19 protein-coding genes are annotated in these 17,464 nt (G+C 51.1%); 10 read left to right on the top strand and 9 right to left on the bottom strand.

The window, feature by feature from the left end; genetic code table 11:
- Positions 1 to 42: 42 nt before the first annotated feature.
- The 3 genes from pepP to ubiI are packed head-to-tail and all read left to right on the top strand — an operon-like array spanning position 43 to position 3,812.
- Positions 43 to 1,368, top strand: coding sequence for a Xaa-Pro aminopeptidase (gene pepP / locus E2566_RS02725; protein WP_107170825.1), 1,326 nt, complete (start codon positions 43 to 45; stop codon positions 1,366 to 1,368).
- Between the two features lie 25 nt (positions 1,369 to 1,393).
- Positions 1,394 to 2,572, top strand: a complete 1,179-nt coding sequence (gene ubiH, locus E2566_RS02720; protein ID WP_107170824.1) for a 2-octaprenyl-6-methoxyphenyl hydroxylase — start codon at positions 1,394 to 1,396, stop codon at positions 2,570 to 2,572.
- 28 nt (positions 2,573 to 2,600) lie between these two features.
- Positions 2,601 to 3,812 (top strand): FAD-dependent 2-octaprenylphenol hydroxylase, encoded by a 1,212-nt coding sequence (ubiI, locus tag E2566_RS02715; protein ID WP_107170823.1) that lies wholly within the window; start codon positions 2,601 to 2,603, stop codon positions 3,810 to 3,812.
- A gap of 138 nt (positions 3,813 to 3,950) precedes the next feature.
- Here the strand turns inward: ubiI and E2566_RS02710 are convergent, their stop codons facing one another.
- From E2566_RS02710 to E2566_RS02680, 7 genes are all read right to left on the bottom strand, one after another.
- Positions 3,951 to 5,354 (bottom strand): APC family permease, encoded by a 1,404-nt coding sequence (locus E2566_RS02710; protein ID WP_107170822.1) that lies wholly within the window; start codon positions 5,352 to 5,354, stop codon positions 3,951 to 3,953.
- Between the two features lie 85 nt (positions 5,355 to 5,439).
- Positions 5,440 to 6,594: an iron-containing alcohol dehydrogenase gene (locus tag E2566_RS02705; protein ID WP_107170821.1), complete on the bottom strand. Its 1,155-nt coding sequence runs from the start codon at positions 6,592 to 6,594 to the stop codon at positions 5,440 to 5,442.
- 10 nt (positions 6,595 to 6,604) lie between these two features.
- Positions 6,605 to 7,975, bottom strand: a complete 1,371-nt coding sequence (locus E2566_RS02700) for an aspartate aminotransferase family protein (RefSeq protein ID WP_107170820.1) — start codon at positions 7,973 to 7,975, stop codon at positions 6,605 to 6,607.
- A gap of 198 nt (positions 7,976 to 8,173) precedes the next feature.
- On the bottom strand, positions 8,174 to 8,998 hold the full coding sequence (locus E2566_RS02695) for a helix-turn-helix domain-containing protein (protein ID WP_005971115.1): 825 nt from the start codon (positions 8,996 to 8,998) through the stop codon (positions 8,174 to 8,176).
- An 87-nt stretch (positions 8,999 to 9,085) separates the two neighbouring features.
- Complete coding sequence (locus E2566_RS02690; RefSeq protein ID WP_107170819.1) at positions 9,086 to 10,123, bottom strand: NADP-dependent oxidoreductase; 1,038 nt, start codon at positions 10,121 to 10,123, stop codon at positions 9,086 to 9,088.
- Positions 10,124 to 10,217: 94 nt separating this feature from the next.
- Complete coding sequence (locus E2566_RS02685; protein WP_012822286.1) at positions 10,218 to 10,724, bottom strand: TIGR00645 family protein; 507 nt, start codon at positions 10,722 to 10,724, stop codon at positions 10,218 to 10,220.
- A complete protein-coding gene (locus E2566_RS02680; protein ID WP_165800679.1) occupies positions 10,708 to 10,857 on the bottom strand; it encodes a hypothetical protein in 150 nt (49 codons plus the stop codon). The genes E2566_RS02685 and E2566_RS02680 overlap by 17 nt, the downstream gene beginning before the upstream one ends.
- Positions 10,858 to 11,051: 194 nt before the next feature.
- Here E2566_RS02680 and rhaT point away from each other — a divergent pair, with 194 nt between their 5' ends.
- From rhaT to E2566_RS02660, 4 genes are all read left to right on the top strand, one after another.
- A complete protein-coding gene (gene rhaT / locus E2566_RS02675) occupies positions 11,052 to 12,086 on the top strand; it encodes an L-rhamnose/proton symporter RhaT (RefSeq protein WP_107170818.1) in 1,035 nt (344 codons plus the stop codon).
- 197 nt (positions 12,087 to 12,283) lie between these two features.
- Entirely contained in the window at positions 12,284 to 12,799 is a 516-nt protein-coding gene (locus E2566_RS02670; protein WP_107170817.1) for a hypothetical protein, read from the top strand.
- A gap of 172 nt (positions 12,800 to 12,971) precedes the next feature.
- Positions 12,972 to 13,391 carry a hypothetical protein gene (locus E2566_RS02665; RefSeq protein ID WP_107170816.1) on the top strand — a complete coding sequence of 140 codons (420 nt, stop codon included), beginning with the start codon at positions 12,972 to 12,974 and terminating at the stop codon, positions 13,389 to 13,391.
- Between the two features lie 48 nt (positions 13,392 to 13,439).
- Positions 13,440 to 13,769, top strand: a complete 330-nt coding sequence (locus E2566_RS02660) for a hypothetical protein (RefSeq protein WP_107170815.1) — start codon at positions 13,440 to 13,442, stop codon at positions 13,767 to 13,769.
- A 61-nt stretch (positions 13,770 to 13,830) separates the two neighbouring features.
- On the opposite strand, the gene E2566_RS02655 is transcribed toward E2566_RS02660, so the two are convergent.
- A complete protein-coding gene (locus tag E2566_RS02655; protein ID WP_133169880.1) occupies positions 13,831 to 14,505 on the bottom strand; it encodes a hypothetical protein in 675 nt (224 codons plus the stop codon).
- Positions 14,506 to 14,674: 169 nt separating this feature from the next.
- Here E2566_RS02655 and E2566_RS02650 point away from each other — a divergent pair, with 169 nt between their 5' ends.
- The 3 genes from E2566_RS02650 (at position 14,675) to E2566_RS02640 (ending at position 16,074) form a co-directional block, all read left to right on the top strand.
- A complete protein-coding gene (locus tag E2566_RS02650; RefSeq protein ID WP_107170813.1) occupies positions 14,675 to 15,064 on the top strand; it encodes an Imm10 family immunity protein in 390 nt (129 codons plus the stop codon).
- A 114-nt stretch (positions 15,065 to 15,178) separates the two neighbouring features.
- Entirely contained in the window at positions 15,179 to 15,643 is a 465-nt protein-coding gene (locus E2566_RS02645; protein WP_107170812.1) for a DUF4265 domain-containing protein, read from the top strand.
- 86 nt (positions 15,644 to 15,729) lie between these two features.
- A complete protein-coding gene (locus E2566_RS02640) occupies positions 15,730 to 16,074 on the top strand; it encodes an immunity protein Imm33 domain-containing protein (RefSeq protein WP_107170811.1) in 345 nt (114 codons plus the stop codon).
- Positions 16,075 to 16,364: 290 nt separating this feature from the next.
- Here E2566_RS02640 and E2566_RS02635 read toward each other — a convergent pair whose 3' ends face one another.
- Positions 16,365 to 16,979, bottom strand: a complete 615-nt coding sequence (locus E2566_RS02635; RefSeq protein WP_107170810.1) for a YagU family protein — start codon at positions 16,977 to 16,979, stop codon at positions 16,365 to 16,367.
- Positions 16,980 to 17,464: the final 485 nt, after the last annotated feature.

Raw genomic sequence — 17,464 nt, 5'->3', positions numbered from 1 at the left:
GAAGGGAACAGCAACCGCACGGACTAGTTTCAGGAGCAGGTGATGAATCCACAAGAATTTCTTCGTCGTCGTCAGGGTCTGTTAGAAAAAATGGCACCGGGCAGCGCGGCGATTATTTTTGCCGCGCCGGAAGCGCAGCGCAATGCCGACAGTGACTATCCTTATCGTCAAAACAGCGATTTCTGGTATTTCACGGGGTTCAACGAACCAGAAGCCGTTCTACTGCTGGTAAAAAGCGACGCCAAACACCATCACAGCGTTATCTTCAATCGCGTGCGCGATCTGACGGCTGAAATCTGGTTTGGCCGTCGTCTTGGTCAGGAAGCCGCCCCCGCCAAACTCGGCGTTGACCGTGCACTACCGTTTGGCGAAATCAGCGCGCAGCTGCATCTGTTATTGAATGGATTGGACGTGGTGTACCACGCGCAGGGGCAGTACGATTACGCCGACAAACTGGTCTTCACCGCGCTGGAGACCCTGCGCAACGGCTCCCGTCAGGGATTTGCCGCCCCCGCTACGCTGACCGACTGGCGTCCGTGGGTGCATGAGATGCGTCTGTTCAAATCACCTGAAGAAATCAGCGTCATGCGCCGCGCTTGCGAAATTACCGCGCTGGCTCACACGCGCGCTATGCAAAAATGCCGTCCCGGCATGTATGAATATCAGCTTGAAGGCGAGATTCACCACGAATTTACTCGTCACGGCGCGCGCTACCCGTCTTACAACACCATTGTTGGCAGCGGTGACAACGCCTGTATCCTGCATTACACCGAAAACGAAACGCAAATGCGCGACGGCGATCTCGTGCTGATTGACGCAGGCTGTGAATACAAAAGCTATGCTGGCGATATTACCCGTACCTTCCCCGTCAACGGTAAATTTACCGCGCCGCAGCGGGCTATTTACGACATCGTACTGCGCTCACAGCTGCGCGCGCTGGAGCTGTTCGGGCCGGGTCGCAGCATCCGCGATGTAAACGAAGAAGTGGTACGCATCATGGTTAACGGGCTCATCAAACTCGGCGTGATGAAGGGTGAGGTTGAAGCGCTGATTGCCGAACAGGCACACCGCCAATTCTTTATGCACGGCCTCAGCCATTGGCTGGGTCTGGACGTGCACGACGTCGGCAACTACGGTACGACAGACCGAGGCCGCCCGCTTGAACCCGGAATGGTACTGACCATCGAGCCAGGTATTTACATCGCGCCCGATGCCAAAGTGCCACAGCAGTACCGAGGAATCGGCGTGCGTATCGAAGACAACATCGTCATCACCGAAAACGGTAATGAAAACCTGACGGCTAGCGTGGTCAAAGACGCCGATGCCATCGAGGCGCTGATGGCACAGCAGCATGGCAAACACGCATAAATCGCTTTTTCAACAGGACTAAAACATGGCGGTCATGATTGTCGGTGGCGGAATGGCAGGCGCAACGCTAGCGCTGGCACTATCGCGGCTCTCGCAAGGTACGATCCCGGTCGAGCTGGTTGAAGCCTATTCTCCGCTCGATAGGGCACATCCTGGCTTTGACGCACGCGCGATTGCGCTGTCCGATGGCACACGCCAGCAGTTGGCGACGCTGGGTATCTGGCAAGCATTGTCGGGTCATGCGACCGCGATTACCGACATTCATGTCAGCGAACGCGGACATGCCAGCGCAGTGGATCTGCACGCATCGGACTACCACGTTCAGGCATTAGGCCATGTGGTTGAACTGCACGACGTCGGCCAACGCCTGTTTTCTCTGCTGCAACAAGCCCCCGGCGTACGCCTGCACTGTCCAGCCAAAGTCGTTGCCGTCACGCGGACGCAAGAGAATGCGACGCTAACGCTGGACAATGGCACAGAGCTAACGGGTCAGTTACTGGTGGCTGCCGATGGATCGCACTCCATGTTGTCACAATCCTGCGGGATTCACTGGCAACAGCATGAGTATAATCAGGTCGCGGTTATTGCCAACGTGACCACCACCGAACCCCATCGCGGGCGTGCATTTGAGCGGTTTACCCCGCATGGCCCGCTGGCGCTCTTACCGATGAATAACGGCCGCTGTTCGCTCGTCTGGTGTCATGATAAACATCGTCAAGCTGAGATCGATGGGTGGAGCGAAACCGAATTTCGCCAGCAGTTACAGCAGGCTTTTGGCTGGCGTCTGGGACAGTTTACCCACATCGGCGGACGTCACAGCTACCCGCTGCGCTTGCTAACGGCCAACCAGCACATCAGTCATCGGCTGGCGCTGGTAGGTAATGCAGCACAAACGCTGCACCCCATTGCCGGACAAGGCTTTAATCTGGGGATTCGCGATGTGATGTCGCTGGCGGAGACTATCGTCGATGCGGCGAAGAATCAGCAGGATATCGGCCAGTACACGGTGCTCAGCCGCTATCAACAACGGCGTGAACCCGACCAACACGCCACCGTGGCGATTACCGATGGTCTGGTCAGACTGTTCGCTAACCGCTATACCGCGCTGACCGTCAGTCGTAATTTGGGTCTGATCGCCATGAATAACCTGCCGATGATGCGCGATGCCTTTGCCCGTCGCACGCTGGGTTGGGTAAAACGTTAATTAAGCTCGCCAACAGGAAAATACGGAAATGCAATCATTCGACGTGGTTATTGCCGGTGGCGGTATGGTCGGTCTGGCACTCGCCTGTGGTTTACAGGGGAGCGGCCTACGCATCGCTGTACTGGAAAAACAGACGGCAGAACCTCAGCCGCTTGGGAAAGGCCATGCCCTGCGCGTCTCCGCTATCAATGCCGCCAGCGAGTGCCTTCTACGCCATATCGGCGTGTGGGAAAATCTTGTGGCACAGCGCGTCAGCCCTTACAACGATATGCAGGTCTGGGATAAAGACAGCTTCGGTAAAATCAGCTTCAGCGGTGAAGAATTCGGCTTTTCCCACCTTGGGCATATCATTGAAAACCCCGTGATTCAGCAGGCATTGTGGCAACGCGCTTCACAGTTAAGCGACATCACCCTGCTCTCCCCTGCGTCATTAAAACAGGTCGCCTGGGGGGAGAACGAAGCCTTTATTACGTTGCAGGACGACAGCATGCTGACCGCCCGGCTGGTGGTCGGCGCGGACGGCGCCCATTCATGGCTGCGTCAACATGCGGATATTCCGCTGACTTTTTGGGATTACGGCCACCATGCGCTGGTCGCCAACATTCGCACCGAACAGCCTCATCAATCCGTCGCGCGTCAGGCGTTCCACGGTGACGGCATTCTGGCATTCCTGCCGCTGGACGATCCGCACCTTTGTTCGATTGTCTGGTCGCTTTCACCAGAGCAGGCGCAGGTGATGCAGAGCTTGCCAGTGGAGGAATTCAACCGTCAAGTCGCCATGGCGTTTGATATGCGATTGGGATTGTGTGAACTGGAAAGCGAGCGCCAGACTTTCCCACTGATGGGGCGCTACGCTCGCAGCTTCGCGGCACACCGGTTAGTGCTGGTCGGCGATGCGGCACACACCATTCACCCGCTGGCAGGGCAAGGCGTCAATCTGGGCTTGATGGATGTCGCAGAACTGATTGCAGAGCTTAAGCGTTTACAGGCTCAGGGCAAAGATATCGGCCAGCATCTTTATCTGCGGCGCTATGAACGCCGCCGCAAACACAGCGCCGCCGTGATGCTCGCGAGCATGCAGGGGTTCCGCGAATTGTTTAACGGTGACAATCCGGCGAAAAAGCTGCTGCGTGACGTCGGGCTGGTGCTAGCGGACAAACTGCCCGGAATTAAACCCACGCTGGTACGTCAGGCAATGGGATTACACGATCTGCCAGACTGGCTCAGTGCCGGGAAATAATAGAGCTAAAATCTATAATAGATTGAATTTTAACATTTTACTGACTTTTAAATCCTTATTCATTTTTAATAAAGGCGACTCACCAACGAACCGGACTCATCTCACCCTCATAAGTCCGGTTCGTTTAGCGTGACACAGCTACGGCATATTTTCCTGCGGCGATGGGATGCGTATACGACTGGCAGACAGATAGCCCAATACGGCAATACCGAACACGCCCCAGGGCAACAGCGAAACGATCTGGGATGATGAGCCACTCAGGACATCAACGTTTCTGACGACCATAATCAGCGCCGAGAGCATCGCTACCGTTGAGATAATCGGTGCCCACAGACGACTCCATGCCGAAACCGGATGCTGCGTTTCGCGTTGGAAGAAGCGAATAACGGCCAGCGACACACCGACCTGAAGCAGCAGGATCGCCATCGTCGCGATCGCCGATCCTAACGCGAAGATCTGCATCATCGGATCGAGATCCGCCACCACCATCATACACAATACGCCCAACACAACGATCGTCTGCACAATGCTCGCCACGTAAGGCGTACCTTTATTTTTACTCACCAGAGCCAATCTGGGGGACAGAACGCCATCTCGCCCAATACTAAACAGATAGCGTGAGATATTATTATGAAACGCCTGAGCCGCAGCAAACAGGCTGGTGATCAATAACAGCGATATCATCTGCTCAGACCATTTCCCAACCAGCACGTTCGATACGTTAAAAATAAAGCGTCCGGGATCGTTAATCGCCTGCTGCCGAACCTGATCCACTCCGTAAGCTTGCACCATCATCCAACTGGTGAAGGCAAAGAACAGCATAATCAATATCACAGCAGCCAGCGTCGCACGGGGAATGGTTTTCTCAGGATTGCGGCACTCTTCACCGTAGATCGCCGTGGATTCAAACCCGATAAACGCAGCGATACTAAAAATCAACGCAATACCCATGCTGCCCTGATTAATCACACTGGGTGAAAACGCCTCTAGCGTGAGCGGTGGCGTATCGTGGGACAGCAATACCGCACTATCCACCACCAGCATGATGCCCACTTCCATCAACATCAGTACGCCAAGCACACGCCCACCAACTTCCACGCTTTCAATACCTAACAGGCACATCAGCAACAGCATCACTACGCTATAGAGCCACCACGGCAGATCAATACCAAGGTGTTCCTGTAGATACATGCTGCTGAAAAAACCAAACATCGCGACCACCGCGATCTGAATGGCAAAATAGGCCAGCAGCGCGACGGATAAGGCACTAAACCCCGCACGACGCCCCATACCTAAAGTGATATAGCTGTAAAATGCGCCAGCATTGGTCACATAGCGGCTCATGGCGATATAACCAAAAGAGAAAATCAACAGTATGCCGCCCGCCATCAGGTACACCGCAGGAATACCAGCCCCGTTGCCAGCGGAGATCGCAACAGGCAAACCGCCAACCACGCCAGTTAGCGGTGAGGCGGCAGCGACAACAAAGAAGACCAACGACCACAGTCCCAGACTGTTCTTTTTCAATTGATGAGTATTCATCTTTGCCCCCGGATACACAAAACGCCCCCAATAGCGTGATGTCGCGCAATCGGGCCGATGGTAAATCCCTTGCTGCCGCGCCACCTTACAGGCAGGTGCGATACAGCGCTTCAATGTCCTGACGTGAGGCCCAGCGCGGGTTCTGTTCCAGACTCACGCCCATCGTCTGCACACAGTTGTCCGCCAGCCAGGGAATATCCTGCTCACGCACGCCCAGATCGCGCAGCGTAAACGTCAATCCAAGGTTTTCCAGAAAACGCTGCACCAGATAGACGCTGTGTCTCGCCCGTTCCGTGTCATTAAGATGCGTTACGCTATCGCTCATCGCACAGGTAACCGCGGCGAAACCCGCGACATTTTCAGCACAGGAAAAACGCATCAGTTCGGGATACAGCGCCGCAAGCCCTTCGCCATGCGTGATGTTGTACAGCCCGCTCAGCGGGTGCTCCATCGCATGCGGCAGACCGCAGGCAGACATTCCAATGGCCATACCACCGAGCGTATTCGCCCAGCACACGCGATCCCAGGCATCCAGATCGGTCACATCCCGGCAAACGCGTGGCAAAAATGTGGTCAGCAGCCGAATGGCGCGTTCAGTCATGATTTCCGTCATCGGATTGCAGAATTTACCCACCCGCGCCTCGATGTTATGGCTGAGTGCGTCAAACCCCGTTGCCGCCACCATACGTGGTGACTGCGTAACCATCAGCGTCGGATCGACAATGGCTGTCCGTGCGTACAGTGCCAGTGAGAAAAATGCCGGTTTATCGTGGGTTTCAGGATTGGTGAAAACAGCGACACAGTTGCCCTCGCTCCCCGTTCCCGCCGTCGTGGTCACTAACACCAGAGGCAGCGTCGTGGCTGGCGTCGGTGGTTGAGACAGATAATCCAGCAGTTTCCCCGAATGGCATGCCATAAAGGCGATGCCCTTGGCGGCGTCCATCACGCTGCCACCTCCCACGCCAAGCACCACATCACACTGCTGTTCACGCGCCAGCGTTGCACCGTCATCCACCGTCGTGGTGAGCGGGTTGGCTTCAATGCTGTCGAATAGCACCCAACGCACACCGCTCTGCGTTAATAGGTCGGTCAGACGCGTCAGCAACCCGGTTTGGCGACAGCTGGTTTTTCCCGTCACCAGCAGCACGCGCTTCCCCAACAGCGCCACTTCTTCGCCTACTCGGTCAACCTCACCTCTGCCGATACACAGTTTCACCGGCTGTGAATATGTAAATGTCATCGTAGCCACCTCACGCCGTCATGACAGAGTTACTGGCCTGCTCAGCCTGTTCAACCACGCTGATTAGCGCAGCTTCAAACGCGTTCAACGCATAGTCGAGTTCTTCTTCGCTAATCGTCAGCGCCGGTAGGAAACGGAACACCGCCAGATTATTGATGGTGAAATTCACCTGAATACGCCATTTCTCTACCAGCAGGCCCGCTATCGCCATAGAATAGAATTCGCCCATACTGGCTTGCAGTGCCTCCGGCAAACGACCAAACTCAATACCAATCATCAGCCCTTTACCGCGCACCTCTTTGATCACCTGCGGGTGGCGAGCCTGAATTTCACGCAGCCGCTGCATCATTAACGCGCCTTTACGCTCCGCCATACCGCAAAGATCGTGTTCGATGATGAACTGTAAGGAACCCAGTGCGGCCGCCGCACTCAGGGTATTTTCCTGATAGGTAGCAGTGTGGTGGTAGCAGGTTTCGATGGTGCCATAAGCGGCTTCATACAAGCTTTCCGTACAGAGATAGCCGCCAAACGGCACCAGCCCGCCGGACAAACCTTTGGCGAACACGATACAGTCCGGTACCACATCATCGTGTTCGCAGCACCAGAATTTGCCCGTACGTGCCGCCCCACACTGAATCTCATCCAGCACCAGCAGGGTGTCATAGCGATCGCACAGCTCGCGTGCGGCTTTCAGGTAACCCGCTGGCGGCACGATAATCCCGCCTTCGCCTTGGATCGGTTCCACCACGAACGCCTTGTATTTTCCTGTCGCCAACGCATTTTCCAGCTCCGTGACCGAGCCGTAGGCAACATGATCGATATTGCCTAATGTCGGCTGCTGCCCCGCCCGCCACTTATCCTTGCCGCCGAGCGACACCGCACCAGACGTCTTACCGTGAAACGCGCCCAGCGTCGCCAGCAGGTGAGTCTTGTGTGCTTTATGTCGAGTGCCGAGCTTGACCAGTTTGATCATTCCCTCAATCGCTTCTGCTCCTCCGGTCGCCGTACCCATTTTGGTCAGTTTTCCCTGTGGCGAGAGCAGCGCCATGTTGTGCGCCAGCGCTGCCGCCACATTGTGATAGGAAATCGCGCCCATCATGAAGAGACGGTTATCGAAACACTTCTGCAAACAGGACCACACGAATTCATTGTTGTTGCCGACCGTCACCACTCCGACCGCACCAATCATGTCCAGATGCTTTTCACCTTTGTCATCAATGAAGGTGCTACCTTCCGCTCGAACAAAGTATTTGGCATGGCCATCCAGAGAGCGCATGCGGTTCAGGTGGGTTAATTGCAGCGCGCGGGTGGTCTCGCCATCCAGTGCGATCGCGTCATCAATGGTGTAAAAACCCGGTACGATGTCTTTTGCCTGTGCCATAAAAAACCTCACAACGTTCACAAGAGAAATGTGCGATAGCGCACGGTGTGAAACGTTTATAGCAAGGGGTAAAGCGGGGAAAATAGAATAAATCGGCACACACCACGGTGCAGTAATAGCCTCTTTTTGGTGCAGATTGCCCCAAAAAAAGCGGCATAGGATGAGAGGTGCCTTCGCACTGGCGTCATCATGGCGGATTCAGCACTGGCGGATACGGTACTGGTAGCGCACAGCCTGTAACCGTGCCAGATAGTGCTGCGGCGAACAGGAGGTAAACGCTTTGAATTCACGGAAAAAATGCGATTGATCGGCGTATTCCAGGCGCTGTGCCAGCGTGGTTAGGTTGTCGATATTGCCCTGATTGAGCAACGCAAGCGCCCGCTGGAAACGAATCGTGCGGCAGAACGTTTTGGGCGACATACCGCAGTTATCATGAAATAAACGGTGAATGTAGCGGGCGGAATAGAGCGTTTTCCGCTCCAGTTCATCGACTCTGATTTTGCCGTCATGGGCCATAATCAGATCGATGATTTGCAGCAATAGCGGCGGTGCCGAACGATTCGTCCAGTAGGAAAAATAGTGCAGAAACAAGCTGACCTGTTCGTTAAAGTCATGGCTGTTTACCAGCCGTCTCAGCAAACGTGGCGTGTCAGGTGCAACCTCATCAAAAGGGATCTCCTGCCCTGCCAGTTCCCCCGGCGACAGGTCGAGAAAAGCGGGCATGATCCCCGGCATAAAGCGCACGCCAAAATAGCGCTCTCCCGGCATCAGTCGGGTAATCTGTGCCGATGCGGTACTGCCGCAAACGCGCCCACTTGGAGCATCAGGACAGCAGTGCAGCAACAGATCGACGCTGCCATCCGGCACAGCCAACGTCATCGATTCGGCACGATCGACCGTGAAACTGTAAAAATGGGCAATAGGCGACTGGCTGACATTTTTCTTCAGGTAATCTTCCGCCGCGTTGATGACAAACCACGGCTGCAACGGCCGCACGCGAAACGACGCAGAATCAGGATGCATTGGCCTTCTCCCCCGCAACGATGACGCAGGGGATCAGGCAATTTTTACGCCAACTCGTTTTTCGTCAACGCTAGCTCGCGCTTGTCGCTACGCATCCGGCCCGACTCTGACCACTAACTTGCCAAAGTTGCGGCCGTGTAGCAGGCCGATAAAGGCCTCTGGGGCGTTTTCCAGACCATCGACAATTTCTTCCCGATATTTGATCTTGCCTTGCGCGACCCACGGCGACACCGCTTTCCAGAATTCGTCAAAGCGATGTCCATAATCATCAAAGATAATGAAGCCCTGCATGCGAATGCGTTTTTTCAAGATAGTCCCTGCCAGCAGCGCTAGGCGATCGGGCCCATCAGGCAGCCCTGTGGCATTGTAGCCAGAGACTAATCCGCATACCGGAATACGCGCCGAGGTGTTCAGCAGCGGTAGCACCGCGTCAAAAACTTTCCCGCCGACATTTTCAAAGTAGATATCGATACCCTGTGGGCAAGCCTGTTTCAGCTGTTCGGCAAAATCATCCGCTCGGTGGTCGAGACACACATCAAATCCCAACACCTCAACCGCGTAGCGACACTTCTCCGCGCCTCCCGCTATGCCAACGACCCGGCAGCCTTTCAGTTTCCCGATCTGACCGACCGTCGCGCCGACCGGCCCGGTCGCAGCGGCAACCACCAGCGTTTCGCCCGCTTTCGGCTGACCGATATCCGTCAGCCCCATATACGCCGTAAAGCCCGGCATACCGAGCACACCCAGCGCATAGGAAGGATTGGTGGGTGACTGCCCCAGATTGGTTAATCCTTTACCATCGGAAAGCACATAATCCTGCCAACCACTGTAGGACAGTACCCAGTCGCCCGCCTGATAATCTGGGTGTTTTGACTCAGCCACGCGACTGATGGTTCCACCGACCATCACGTCATTCAGTTCGACGGGTTTAGCATAAGAGGGCGCGTCGCTCATGCGGCCACGCATGTAAGGGTCGAGGGAAAGAAATACGGTGCGCAACAACACCTGCCCCGTTTCTACTGACGGGACAGCCTGCTGTTCCAGACGAAAATTCTCTGGTGTCGGCGCGCCGTGCGGGCGTTGAGCCAGAACCACACGACGGTTAATGCGATCGGTTTGCGGCATAATATCCTCCATTAGACAAAGCGCGTTGATAAAATCACTTCGTTAACAATAGGATCTGTTCTTTCTTCTGGCTACGCAAACCGTGCGGCGTTGATTATGCCGTTTTGCTTTTTTCGTAACGCGACATGCGATCCAGATACCCCATGACGAGCGCAGACAGCACAAACGTCAAATGGATAATCACATACCACATCAGCTTGTTGTCTGGGATATTACGCGCGTCCATGAACACGCGCAGCAGATGGATAGACGAGATAGCGACAATCGAGGCAGCCACTTTGTTTTTCAGCGAGCCAGAGTCCATTTTCCCCAGCCAGCTCAGCTTTTCTCGGCCTTCAGTGATATCCAATGCCGACACAAAATTTTCGTAACCGGACAACATCACCATCACCAGCAATCCGCCGACCAGCGTCATGTCGATCAGCGACAGCAGAACCAATACCAGATCCGCTTCCGCAATATCTAAGATATTGGGCAGGACGTGGAACACCTCCTGGAAAAACTTGATCGCCAACGCCAGCAGCCCCAACGATAGCCCAAGATAAACAGGGGCAAGCAACCAGCGCGATGAGTACATCAGATTCTCAATAAAACGTTCCATAACTCACTATATGCAGGTGAAAAAAGAGGGAAATAATAGCGAAAAATTCTGCTGCGGTGGTAATCAATTCTTGAACCGAATACGCCATTTGAGGAATGTTCTGCCCTATCACGCCTTCAACGATGATTTCCACGTTTTGTGATCCTGCCTGCATCCACCTTCAAACCGATGCCGCTCTTTTCCCCCTGATGGCACGCATCTGAAGGTGCGCATTTTTTCACCTTTCTACACTGTTTAACGCCAGCCGGTCTGGCAACAATCATACACCGTACTCTACATACAAAGCCGACTACAGGCTTACTACAAAGTAAAAACAAGGGGTTACGCATGAGCAATCCTATTCTTCTTGGTATTTTCTGGCACTTCATCGGCGCGGCCAGCGCAGCCTGCTTCTACGCACCGTTTAAGCAGGTCAAAAATTGGTCGTGGGAAACGATGTGGTCACTCGGCGGATTTTTCTCGTGGATTATCCTGCCCTGGAGTATCAGTTGGTGGCTACTGCCTGATTTTTGGCGTTATTACGGTTCGTTCGATATCGCCACCCTGCTGCCGATCTTCCTCTTCGGTGCTATGTGGGGGATCGGCAATATCAACTACGGGCTGACGATGCGCTATCTTGGCATGTCGATGGGCATCGGTATCGCTATTGGCGTGACGTTGATTATTGGCACGCTGATGACGCCCGTCCTACAAGGTAAATTCTCGATTCTGTTTGGTTCAGCAGGTGGCCAAATGACGCTGCTGGGCGTGCTGGTCGCGGTCATCGGCGTCGCGATTGTCAGCTACGCGGGCTTGTTGAAAGAACGTGCACTCGGTATTCGCGCCGAAGAATTCAACCTGAAAAAAGGGCTGATTCTGGCTGTCCTGTGCGGGATCTTCTCCGCTGGCATGTCCTTTGCGATGGATGCCGCCAAGCCGATGCATACCGCAGCACAAGAGTTGGGGATCAACGCGCTGTATATCGCGCTCCCCAGCTATGTGGTGATCATGGGGGGCGGAGCCGTCGTCAATCTGGGGTTCTGTTTCATTCGTTTAGCGACGTGTAAGGGAATCTCACTAAAAGCCGACCTGGCGCAGGCTAAACCTTTACTGATTGCCAATGCGCTCTTCGCCATTCTGGGCGGCGTCATGTGGTATTTGCAATTCTTCTTCTATGCCTGGGGCCACGCCAATATTCCAGCTGATTACACCTATATCAGTTGGATGCTGCACATGAGTTTCTACGTGCTGTGTGGCGGCATCGTCGGCTTGCTATTTAAGGAGTGGAAAGCCGTGGGTCAGAAGCCCGTACGTATGCTGGTTCTGGGCTGCGTGGTGATAATTCTGGCGGCGAATATTGTTGGGTTAGGCATGGCCGTGTAACCGTTTCATCATCGCGTTCGGTGCCACCAGACTATTGTCGAACGCGATGGCAATAACATCAACACAGACGAAAAGTGCGTTAACGCATTGATATTACCGCATCCCGCCCTATATGCTGCCTCTCTGAAAACGTCATTATTCATCATGATGTGAATTCTGCCTCATCGATTAAACACCCAACATCAGAAGGATGAGTAATGGGTAACCCAGAAAAAATCGCTTTCTTCGTGCTATTAAAAGCGTTTGATCGGTTCAGTGATGTACTTCACTCGATGAGTATTAAGTTACCGCAGGAGGTTACCTCACTTACGGACGATCTTTGGAACTATCTTGCATCAGAGACGCAATACCTCAATGTCGTTCGGGCTCTTGAGGCGATAGATGCAGCCATGGTGGATGAACAAGATGCTAATAACGAAGAGATTTTAAAAAATCTGTATCTCTACGCATTTTCAGACTTCCTGATGTTTTTCTCTGAAGGTAAAGCGAGCTTAGAGGCAGCAGAGTCTTCTCTTATTGATGCTCATGGCTACCTGGCGGCTCAGCGCTTTTTACTCAACGAGAAGGAAGGAAAAGCGGCAATCTTGAGTGATGATGACGAGAGAACAATAAAAAGCGATCCACTGTATGCGGGAGAGCTTAGCGCCCTGCAAGCAGACAGGACTTTCGCTGAGAATATGATTCAGTGGAACACAGTGGCAACATTCCGATGAGAGTACGGCTCAAATGATAAAACACATAATGATGAGTTTGTCGTGATTGGATTAATCGAATGCTATTGCTATAGGAAAAAAGAATAAGCCACTCGACGATTTCATCCGCAGCGATGAACTTGTTGGATGAATATCCAACATTCGCAAATTTTAATTTTGTGGAAACAACAACATGAAGGTCTCAGTGACATTGAGTGAAATAGCCGAGCTTTCCCCAAGGGATTTACAACGCTATGCCTCTGCCTGTTTACAGGCTTACTGCGACGCAAAATTGATTCGCCATCCCTCGATCGCGGCGCTGATAGCTCATCTTAACGACTATCCTGAAAGTGGCAGCCTGATTGAGTGGGAAAGAAAAGGGGCAATGCTGCCGTTAAATGGTCGCGGAGATGAGATACCGCAAGATCTCGTCCTATCAATTGCACCGCAAGATAGTGAAGCATTCTCCTTTCTTGTTGATAGTGCCGTTGAGGTCGGAATAGTTGATATGTATGGCGCACCGACGACGCTTCCGGCTGAGCTTGCAGGAAAGATCGCCTTTATTCTATCCAAAAACAATATCGACTTGCCTCTAATATGGCGATCGAAATAATGATTAATGACGTTGAACAGCGTTCAGCATAAATAAGCCCCCAACAATATGAGCTATGAGTACAAACTCGTCTTTGATGACACCTCGATTACCCAACGTGTTATGAATGCGATTAAGAACAATGACGCCTGTGTTCATGCCGAACATGGCGATATCTATCTGAAAGACCGTACCCTAAACAATAATACGCCCTATGACGCCCGTTTGATCTATGGGAATGAAAATTCGCTGTGGCTTCAGGTCAATGTAAAATCGGCGAACTTGTATGCGCTGGTGCTAAATACACTCAGCGATAGCGCCTTTAAGTGCTTTGAAGATGGGGATGCAGAAAGTGAAGTCGAATTGAACGAGGCCTTTCGGCTGAAGAACGGTCAGTGAACGACGTCTGTTCATCGTACCCAGATATTCCTCGTATCAATGATCGATAGCGGCAGACCGTTTAACTGACTGATTTCTTGTGCCAAACGGATGTATTACCTGACGTTATCTCAGCAAGTTGCCCGTCATTATCGTAGTGATAGAACCATTCATCTTCACTGGGCCACCCTTTGGAAAACGCTCGGCCAGACAGCACCTGACCAGCAGAGGAATACTGGTAAAGAAATACGGAAAAAGCCTCTCGAATACCAACGCCCACATAAACCACCGCGCGATCTTCTACTTGCAACATTCTCCCCGAGCCAAGCAATTTTGATTCAACACGTTCTGGACGATCTATTCCCTTAAAACCGAGAGTAGCAATCTCTAAAACATCGCCCGTGCGGTTATATTGGGTTGCCTGAATGGCGTGAATGCCCTTCTGCCCAGGAGAAACGGTAATAGCATGACGGCCACCAGAGAAACCGGCGCAATATTTCCCCAGCCAACGCGCTTCATCTACATTGGCATATTTCCTTTTCATCAGTCGGGGTGACGAAAATCCCATACGCTCATCGCTGTACGGTAAATGTCCAAAATAATCGCCGTCAGAAAATTTCCATTCATCGACCAAATCACAACACGCCAGGTAATCAGAATATGAATGGGTCGTATCAAATACCTGAAATTGTTTTCTGAGATCGTCAAGCGTCGACGTCACGATTGGCATATCGAGCAACATTGTAGTCTCTGTCATGAGCAACCTTATTCACCCTTTTTCTATCAAACATGTTCCGTTCTGAATCCGATATTGCCACAGATTTTGCAAAAAGAGGTTTTCATCACGTCAGCGACTGTAAACATACCGTCCTGCGTGATAAGTTCCTGCTGCCGCTGTTATAGATAGATCAGTCCTGGAGAAAGTCATGAGCGTTAAATTTTCGGCAGCCTACTATGATGCGTCGGCTGAAGAGGCGGTTTTAACGGTTGGGTTTGCCGACAATGCCGATAATCCACAGCATTTTCTGATTTTGCAGCGGGCGGAGGAGCCTGACGAGCAGGATAAAGAGCTGGGTCAAGATACTTATTATGTTGAGATCGGTAATCCGGGCATGGCTGGGTATGGCGGAATTGATGATGTTTTAGTCACGACAGACAAAATCATTTTTACGTGCTCAAGCGCGACAAACTGGTGCAAAACGATAAAAACGGTTGAGATAGGACTCACACCTAAGTTGGGAACCATTGACGACATTGACGCCTCGCTTCGGCAGATATTTATCGATACACCAACAAAGTTCTCTCGATCATCGTAACGATTCGCCGTACAAACAACAGCCTTATGGAAAACAAGATACGAAAGTGTATTTTTAGGCTAACATCGGGGCATAATTTTACGCTACGCACTCAAATATTGGTAATACCCACCTATGTTAGTTCATATTTATGTAGCAAATAATGATGATGGTCCGGTGTTTGAAGAACTCCCCGTCCGAGAAATCGAGAAAAATACTTACGAACTGTTGTCTTCTCCTGGCCTGGCACTAAATTTGGCACGCGGAGATACCTTCCGAATTAAAGACAAGCACGCACATCCAGAAGTACTGAGAAGAGGCGGTAATTTTTGCATTCATATTTATGCCGATGAACTTCCCCCTGAAGATATCACCCGTTTAGAAAATGAGGTGCTAAACCAACTGAATGGAACCTTAGACGGTATATTTGAGGGAAATTTGACATTGGCCGTTCCTGCAAGGAATGGGATGGATAAGATTGCCGATGTTTTCGACGCCTTTCGCGAAAAAACAGGCATCGAATGGTACTTTTCAAATATTTATAAGAACATTGACGACGATGAAGACGAGACGCTTCTAAATTGGTGGCTGGATAGCTGAGGTCACATAGGCACAGGCTGACCACTCAATTAAAATACTGAGTTTCTCAATCTCGGAAGGCATAAAAAACCACAGCGAATTTAACCATGCAAAAAGCGGATCGAGCACACCCCAGCGCGCAACAAAAGCAGACCTGCGATAAGTATCAATTACCGCTGCATCCCCCAGAGGAAATGATCGCCATTGCCTTAGACACCTTGCAACATTCCCCCATTTACGGAACCCGGATCGTATTACCGGAAAATGGCACGATAAGCTGGTTTATTCATTGTGGCGACTATTCCGCTGAGAGTGGTTTTTATCAGGCACTTCACACGAGTCATCTGGAGGAAATGTTGCCTGAAGTCATACCGTATCTATTTTTACCCGAAGGAACAAAATTCATCATCGATCGGGCCGGATATGAGGACGTTTGGCAAGATGAAGCATAGCAGGTAGCGTTTACTGTTTGGTTCCCTTGCTCCCAGTAAAACCAATAAAGATGTAAGTGCTCACAAACTTAAATAAACGTCGTTGCTTTATGCTCGTTCGATCGCCCTCCCGTGAGGGAAACCTGACCGTCCGAGTGGCAATCGCTTTGATAACCAAGAAAGTAAAAACGCCCTGAGAGAGTCTCAAGGCGTTCTGGAATAGCTTCAATTTTTATTGCAAGCTTATTTTTACTGTGAAACAGAAAGAATAAGCCTCGTAATATTTTATATCACTAAAATAAAATCACGATTTATCGTGAAGCGCCCAAAGGAATTTCCGGGTCAGGTTCGTGAGTCATACGATTACGCAAATCACGGCGAATAATTTCAATAGACCAGAACCAAATGAGATGGCCCACGATTTCTGATACATGTTCATACCAAGGAAGAACAAATAGCGAAGGCGTCAGACCCATCAATGGGAATGAAATCATATGGACAAATAATTGAGCCAGCGCACCAGCCAACAAACCCTGCCATAATTTTATTTTAGGAAATACTTCGGCAACAACGCAGTAACCTACGGCAAAAACAATAGAGAAAATAATATGCGTTACACCAACCCAATTGAATACGTGGCCGGCAAAGGTATAAACAGCCGCATTAGGATCAACGACGCCAAGCCAATCGCGTAAAAAAATGTAGGGAGGGTTAAGAAAGTTACGAGAACAATCAATTTGCTCAGCAGCTCTAATCAATGATTCGGGTGCACAAGCGCCACTAAACATATCAGTAGGGCTACGCGGTGGAAGTGGATTTTCTGCACCCCACTTTACGAAAGATGAAACAATACCTGCAATCAAACCAATAAAAGCAGCTAATCCATAGCGTCTCCGAGATGGAGATGTTTGTTCAAAAAAGTTCATTTTTTTACCAATCTAACCATTAAAGGTTATATTCTTACATAGGTATTATGTACTTATAAAGAGGTTAATTGATATATCCAACAATATCTCTAGGTTATTTTGTTATTAGGAATGCGGTTTTAATTTTTATAAAATGACAATAAGAAATCACGAGTTGATTTTTTGTGAAATTTTTATTCAATAATTGAAAAACCAGATTCTATAACGTAGACGAAATGTATATTTACAGAGAGAGAAATGAATAATAACTCAGCAATAAAGTGTCAATAATAAATAGCCTGGTTATTTATTTGTGAAATAATAACAGTTCCGTAACTCATACTCTCACCTTGCATCACACATGACCCCGTGACAAAGAACGTCCCGGCACGTAGCCAGTAAAACGACATCAGCGAAGTAAAGCGTTCCTGCCAATCCCCTTCCGCATATATATTTTTATGGAATTGAAAATCAATTTTTATTCTTTTACATGCATAAGACAGCCC

The organism is Pectobacterium punjabense, assembly GCF_012427845.1.
GTDB classification, from domain to species: Bacteria; Pseudomonadota; Gammaproteobacteria; order Enterobacterales; family Enterobacteriaceae; genus Pectobacterium; species Pectobacterium punjabense.
Note: the sequence above shows the minus strand (reverse complement) of the source record. Positions and strands in the feature narration are given on the sequence as shown.

Excerpts from the sequence above, each read along its gene's own strand:
- E2566_RS02695 (WP_005971115.1), bottom strand. The coding sequence starts at position 8,998 with ATGCATCCTGATTCTGCGTCGTTTCGCGTGCGGCCGTTGCAGCCGTGG.
- E2566_RS02645 (WP_107170812.1), top strand. The coding sequence starts at position 15,179 with ATGTTAGTTCATATTTATGTAGCAAATAATGATGATGGTCCGGTGTTT.
- E2566_RS02640 (WP_107170811.1), top strand. The coding sequence starts at position 15,730 with ATGCAAAAAGCGGATCGAGCACACCCCAGCGCGCAACAAAAGCAGACC.
- pepP (WP_107170825.1), top strand. The coding sequence starts at position 43 with ATGAATCCACAAGAATTTCTTCGTCGTCGTCAGGGTCTGTTAGAAAAA.
- E2566_RS02700 (WP_107170820.1), bottom strand. The coding sequence starts at position 7,975 with ATGGCACAGGCAAAAGACATCGTACCGGGTTTTTACACCATTGATGAC.
- E2566_RS02685 (WP_012822286.1), bottom strand. The coding sequence starts at position 10,724 with ATGGAACGTTTTATTGAGAATCTGATGTACTCATCGCGCTGGTTGCTT.
- E2566_RS02665 (WP_107170816.1), top strand. The coding sequence starts at position 12,972 with ATGAAGGTCTCAGTGACATTGAGTGAAATAGCCGAGCTTTCCCCAAGG.
- E2566_RS02655 (WP_133169880.1), bottom strand. The coding sequence starts at position 14,505 with ATGACAGAGACTACAATGTTGCTCGATATGCCAATCGTGACGTCGACG.
- E2566_RS02670 (WP_107170817.1), top strand. The coding sequence starts at position 12,284 with ATGGGTAACCCAGAAAAAATCGCTTTCTTCGTGCTATTAAAAGCGTTT.
- E2566_RS02660 (WP_107170815.1), top strand. The coding sequence starts at position 13,440 with ATGAGCTATGAGTACAAACTCGTCTTTGATGACACCTCGATTACCCAA.
- ubiI (WP_107170823.1), top strand. The coding sequence starts at position 2,601 with ATGCAATCATTCGACGTGGTTATTGCCGGTGGCGGTATGGTCGGTCTG.
- rhaT (WP_107170818.1), top strand. The coding sequence starts at position 11,052 with ATGAGCAATCCTATTCTTCTTGGTATTTTCTGGCACTTCATCGGCGCG.
- E2566_RS02710 (WP_107170822.1), bottom strand. The coding sequence starts at position 5,354 with ATGAATACTCATCAATTGAAAAAGAACAGTCTGGGACTGTGGTCGTTG.
- E2566_RS02650 (WP_107170813.1), top strand. The coding sequence starts at position 14,675 with ATGAGCGTTAAATTTTCGGCAGCCTACTATGATGCGTCGGCTGAAGAG.
- ubiH (WP_107170824.1), top strand. The coding sequence starts at position 1,394 with ATGGCGGTCATGATTGTCGGTGGCGGAATGGCAGGCGCAACGCTAGCG.
- E2566_RS02705 (WP_107170821.1), bottom strand. The coding sequence starts at position 6,594 with ATGACATTTACATATTCACAGCCGGTGAAACTGTGTATCGGCAGAGGT.
- E2566_RS02635 (WP_107170810.1), bottom strand. The coding sequence starts at position 16,979 with ATGAACTTTTTTGAACAAACATCTCCATCTCGGAGACGCTATGGATTA.
- E2566_RS02690 (WP_107170819.1), bottom strand. The coding sequence starts at position 10,123 with ATGCCGCAAACCGATCGCATTAACCGTCGTGTGGTTCTGGCTCAACGC.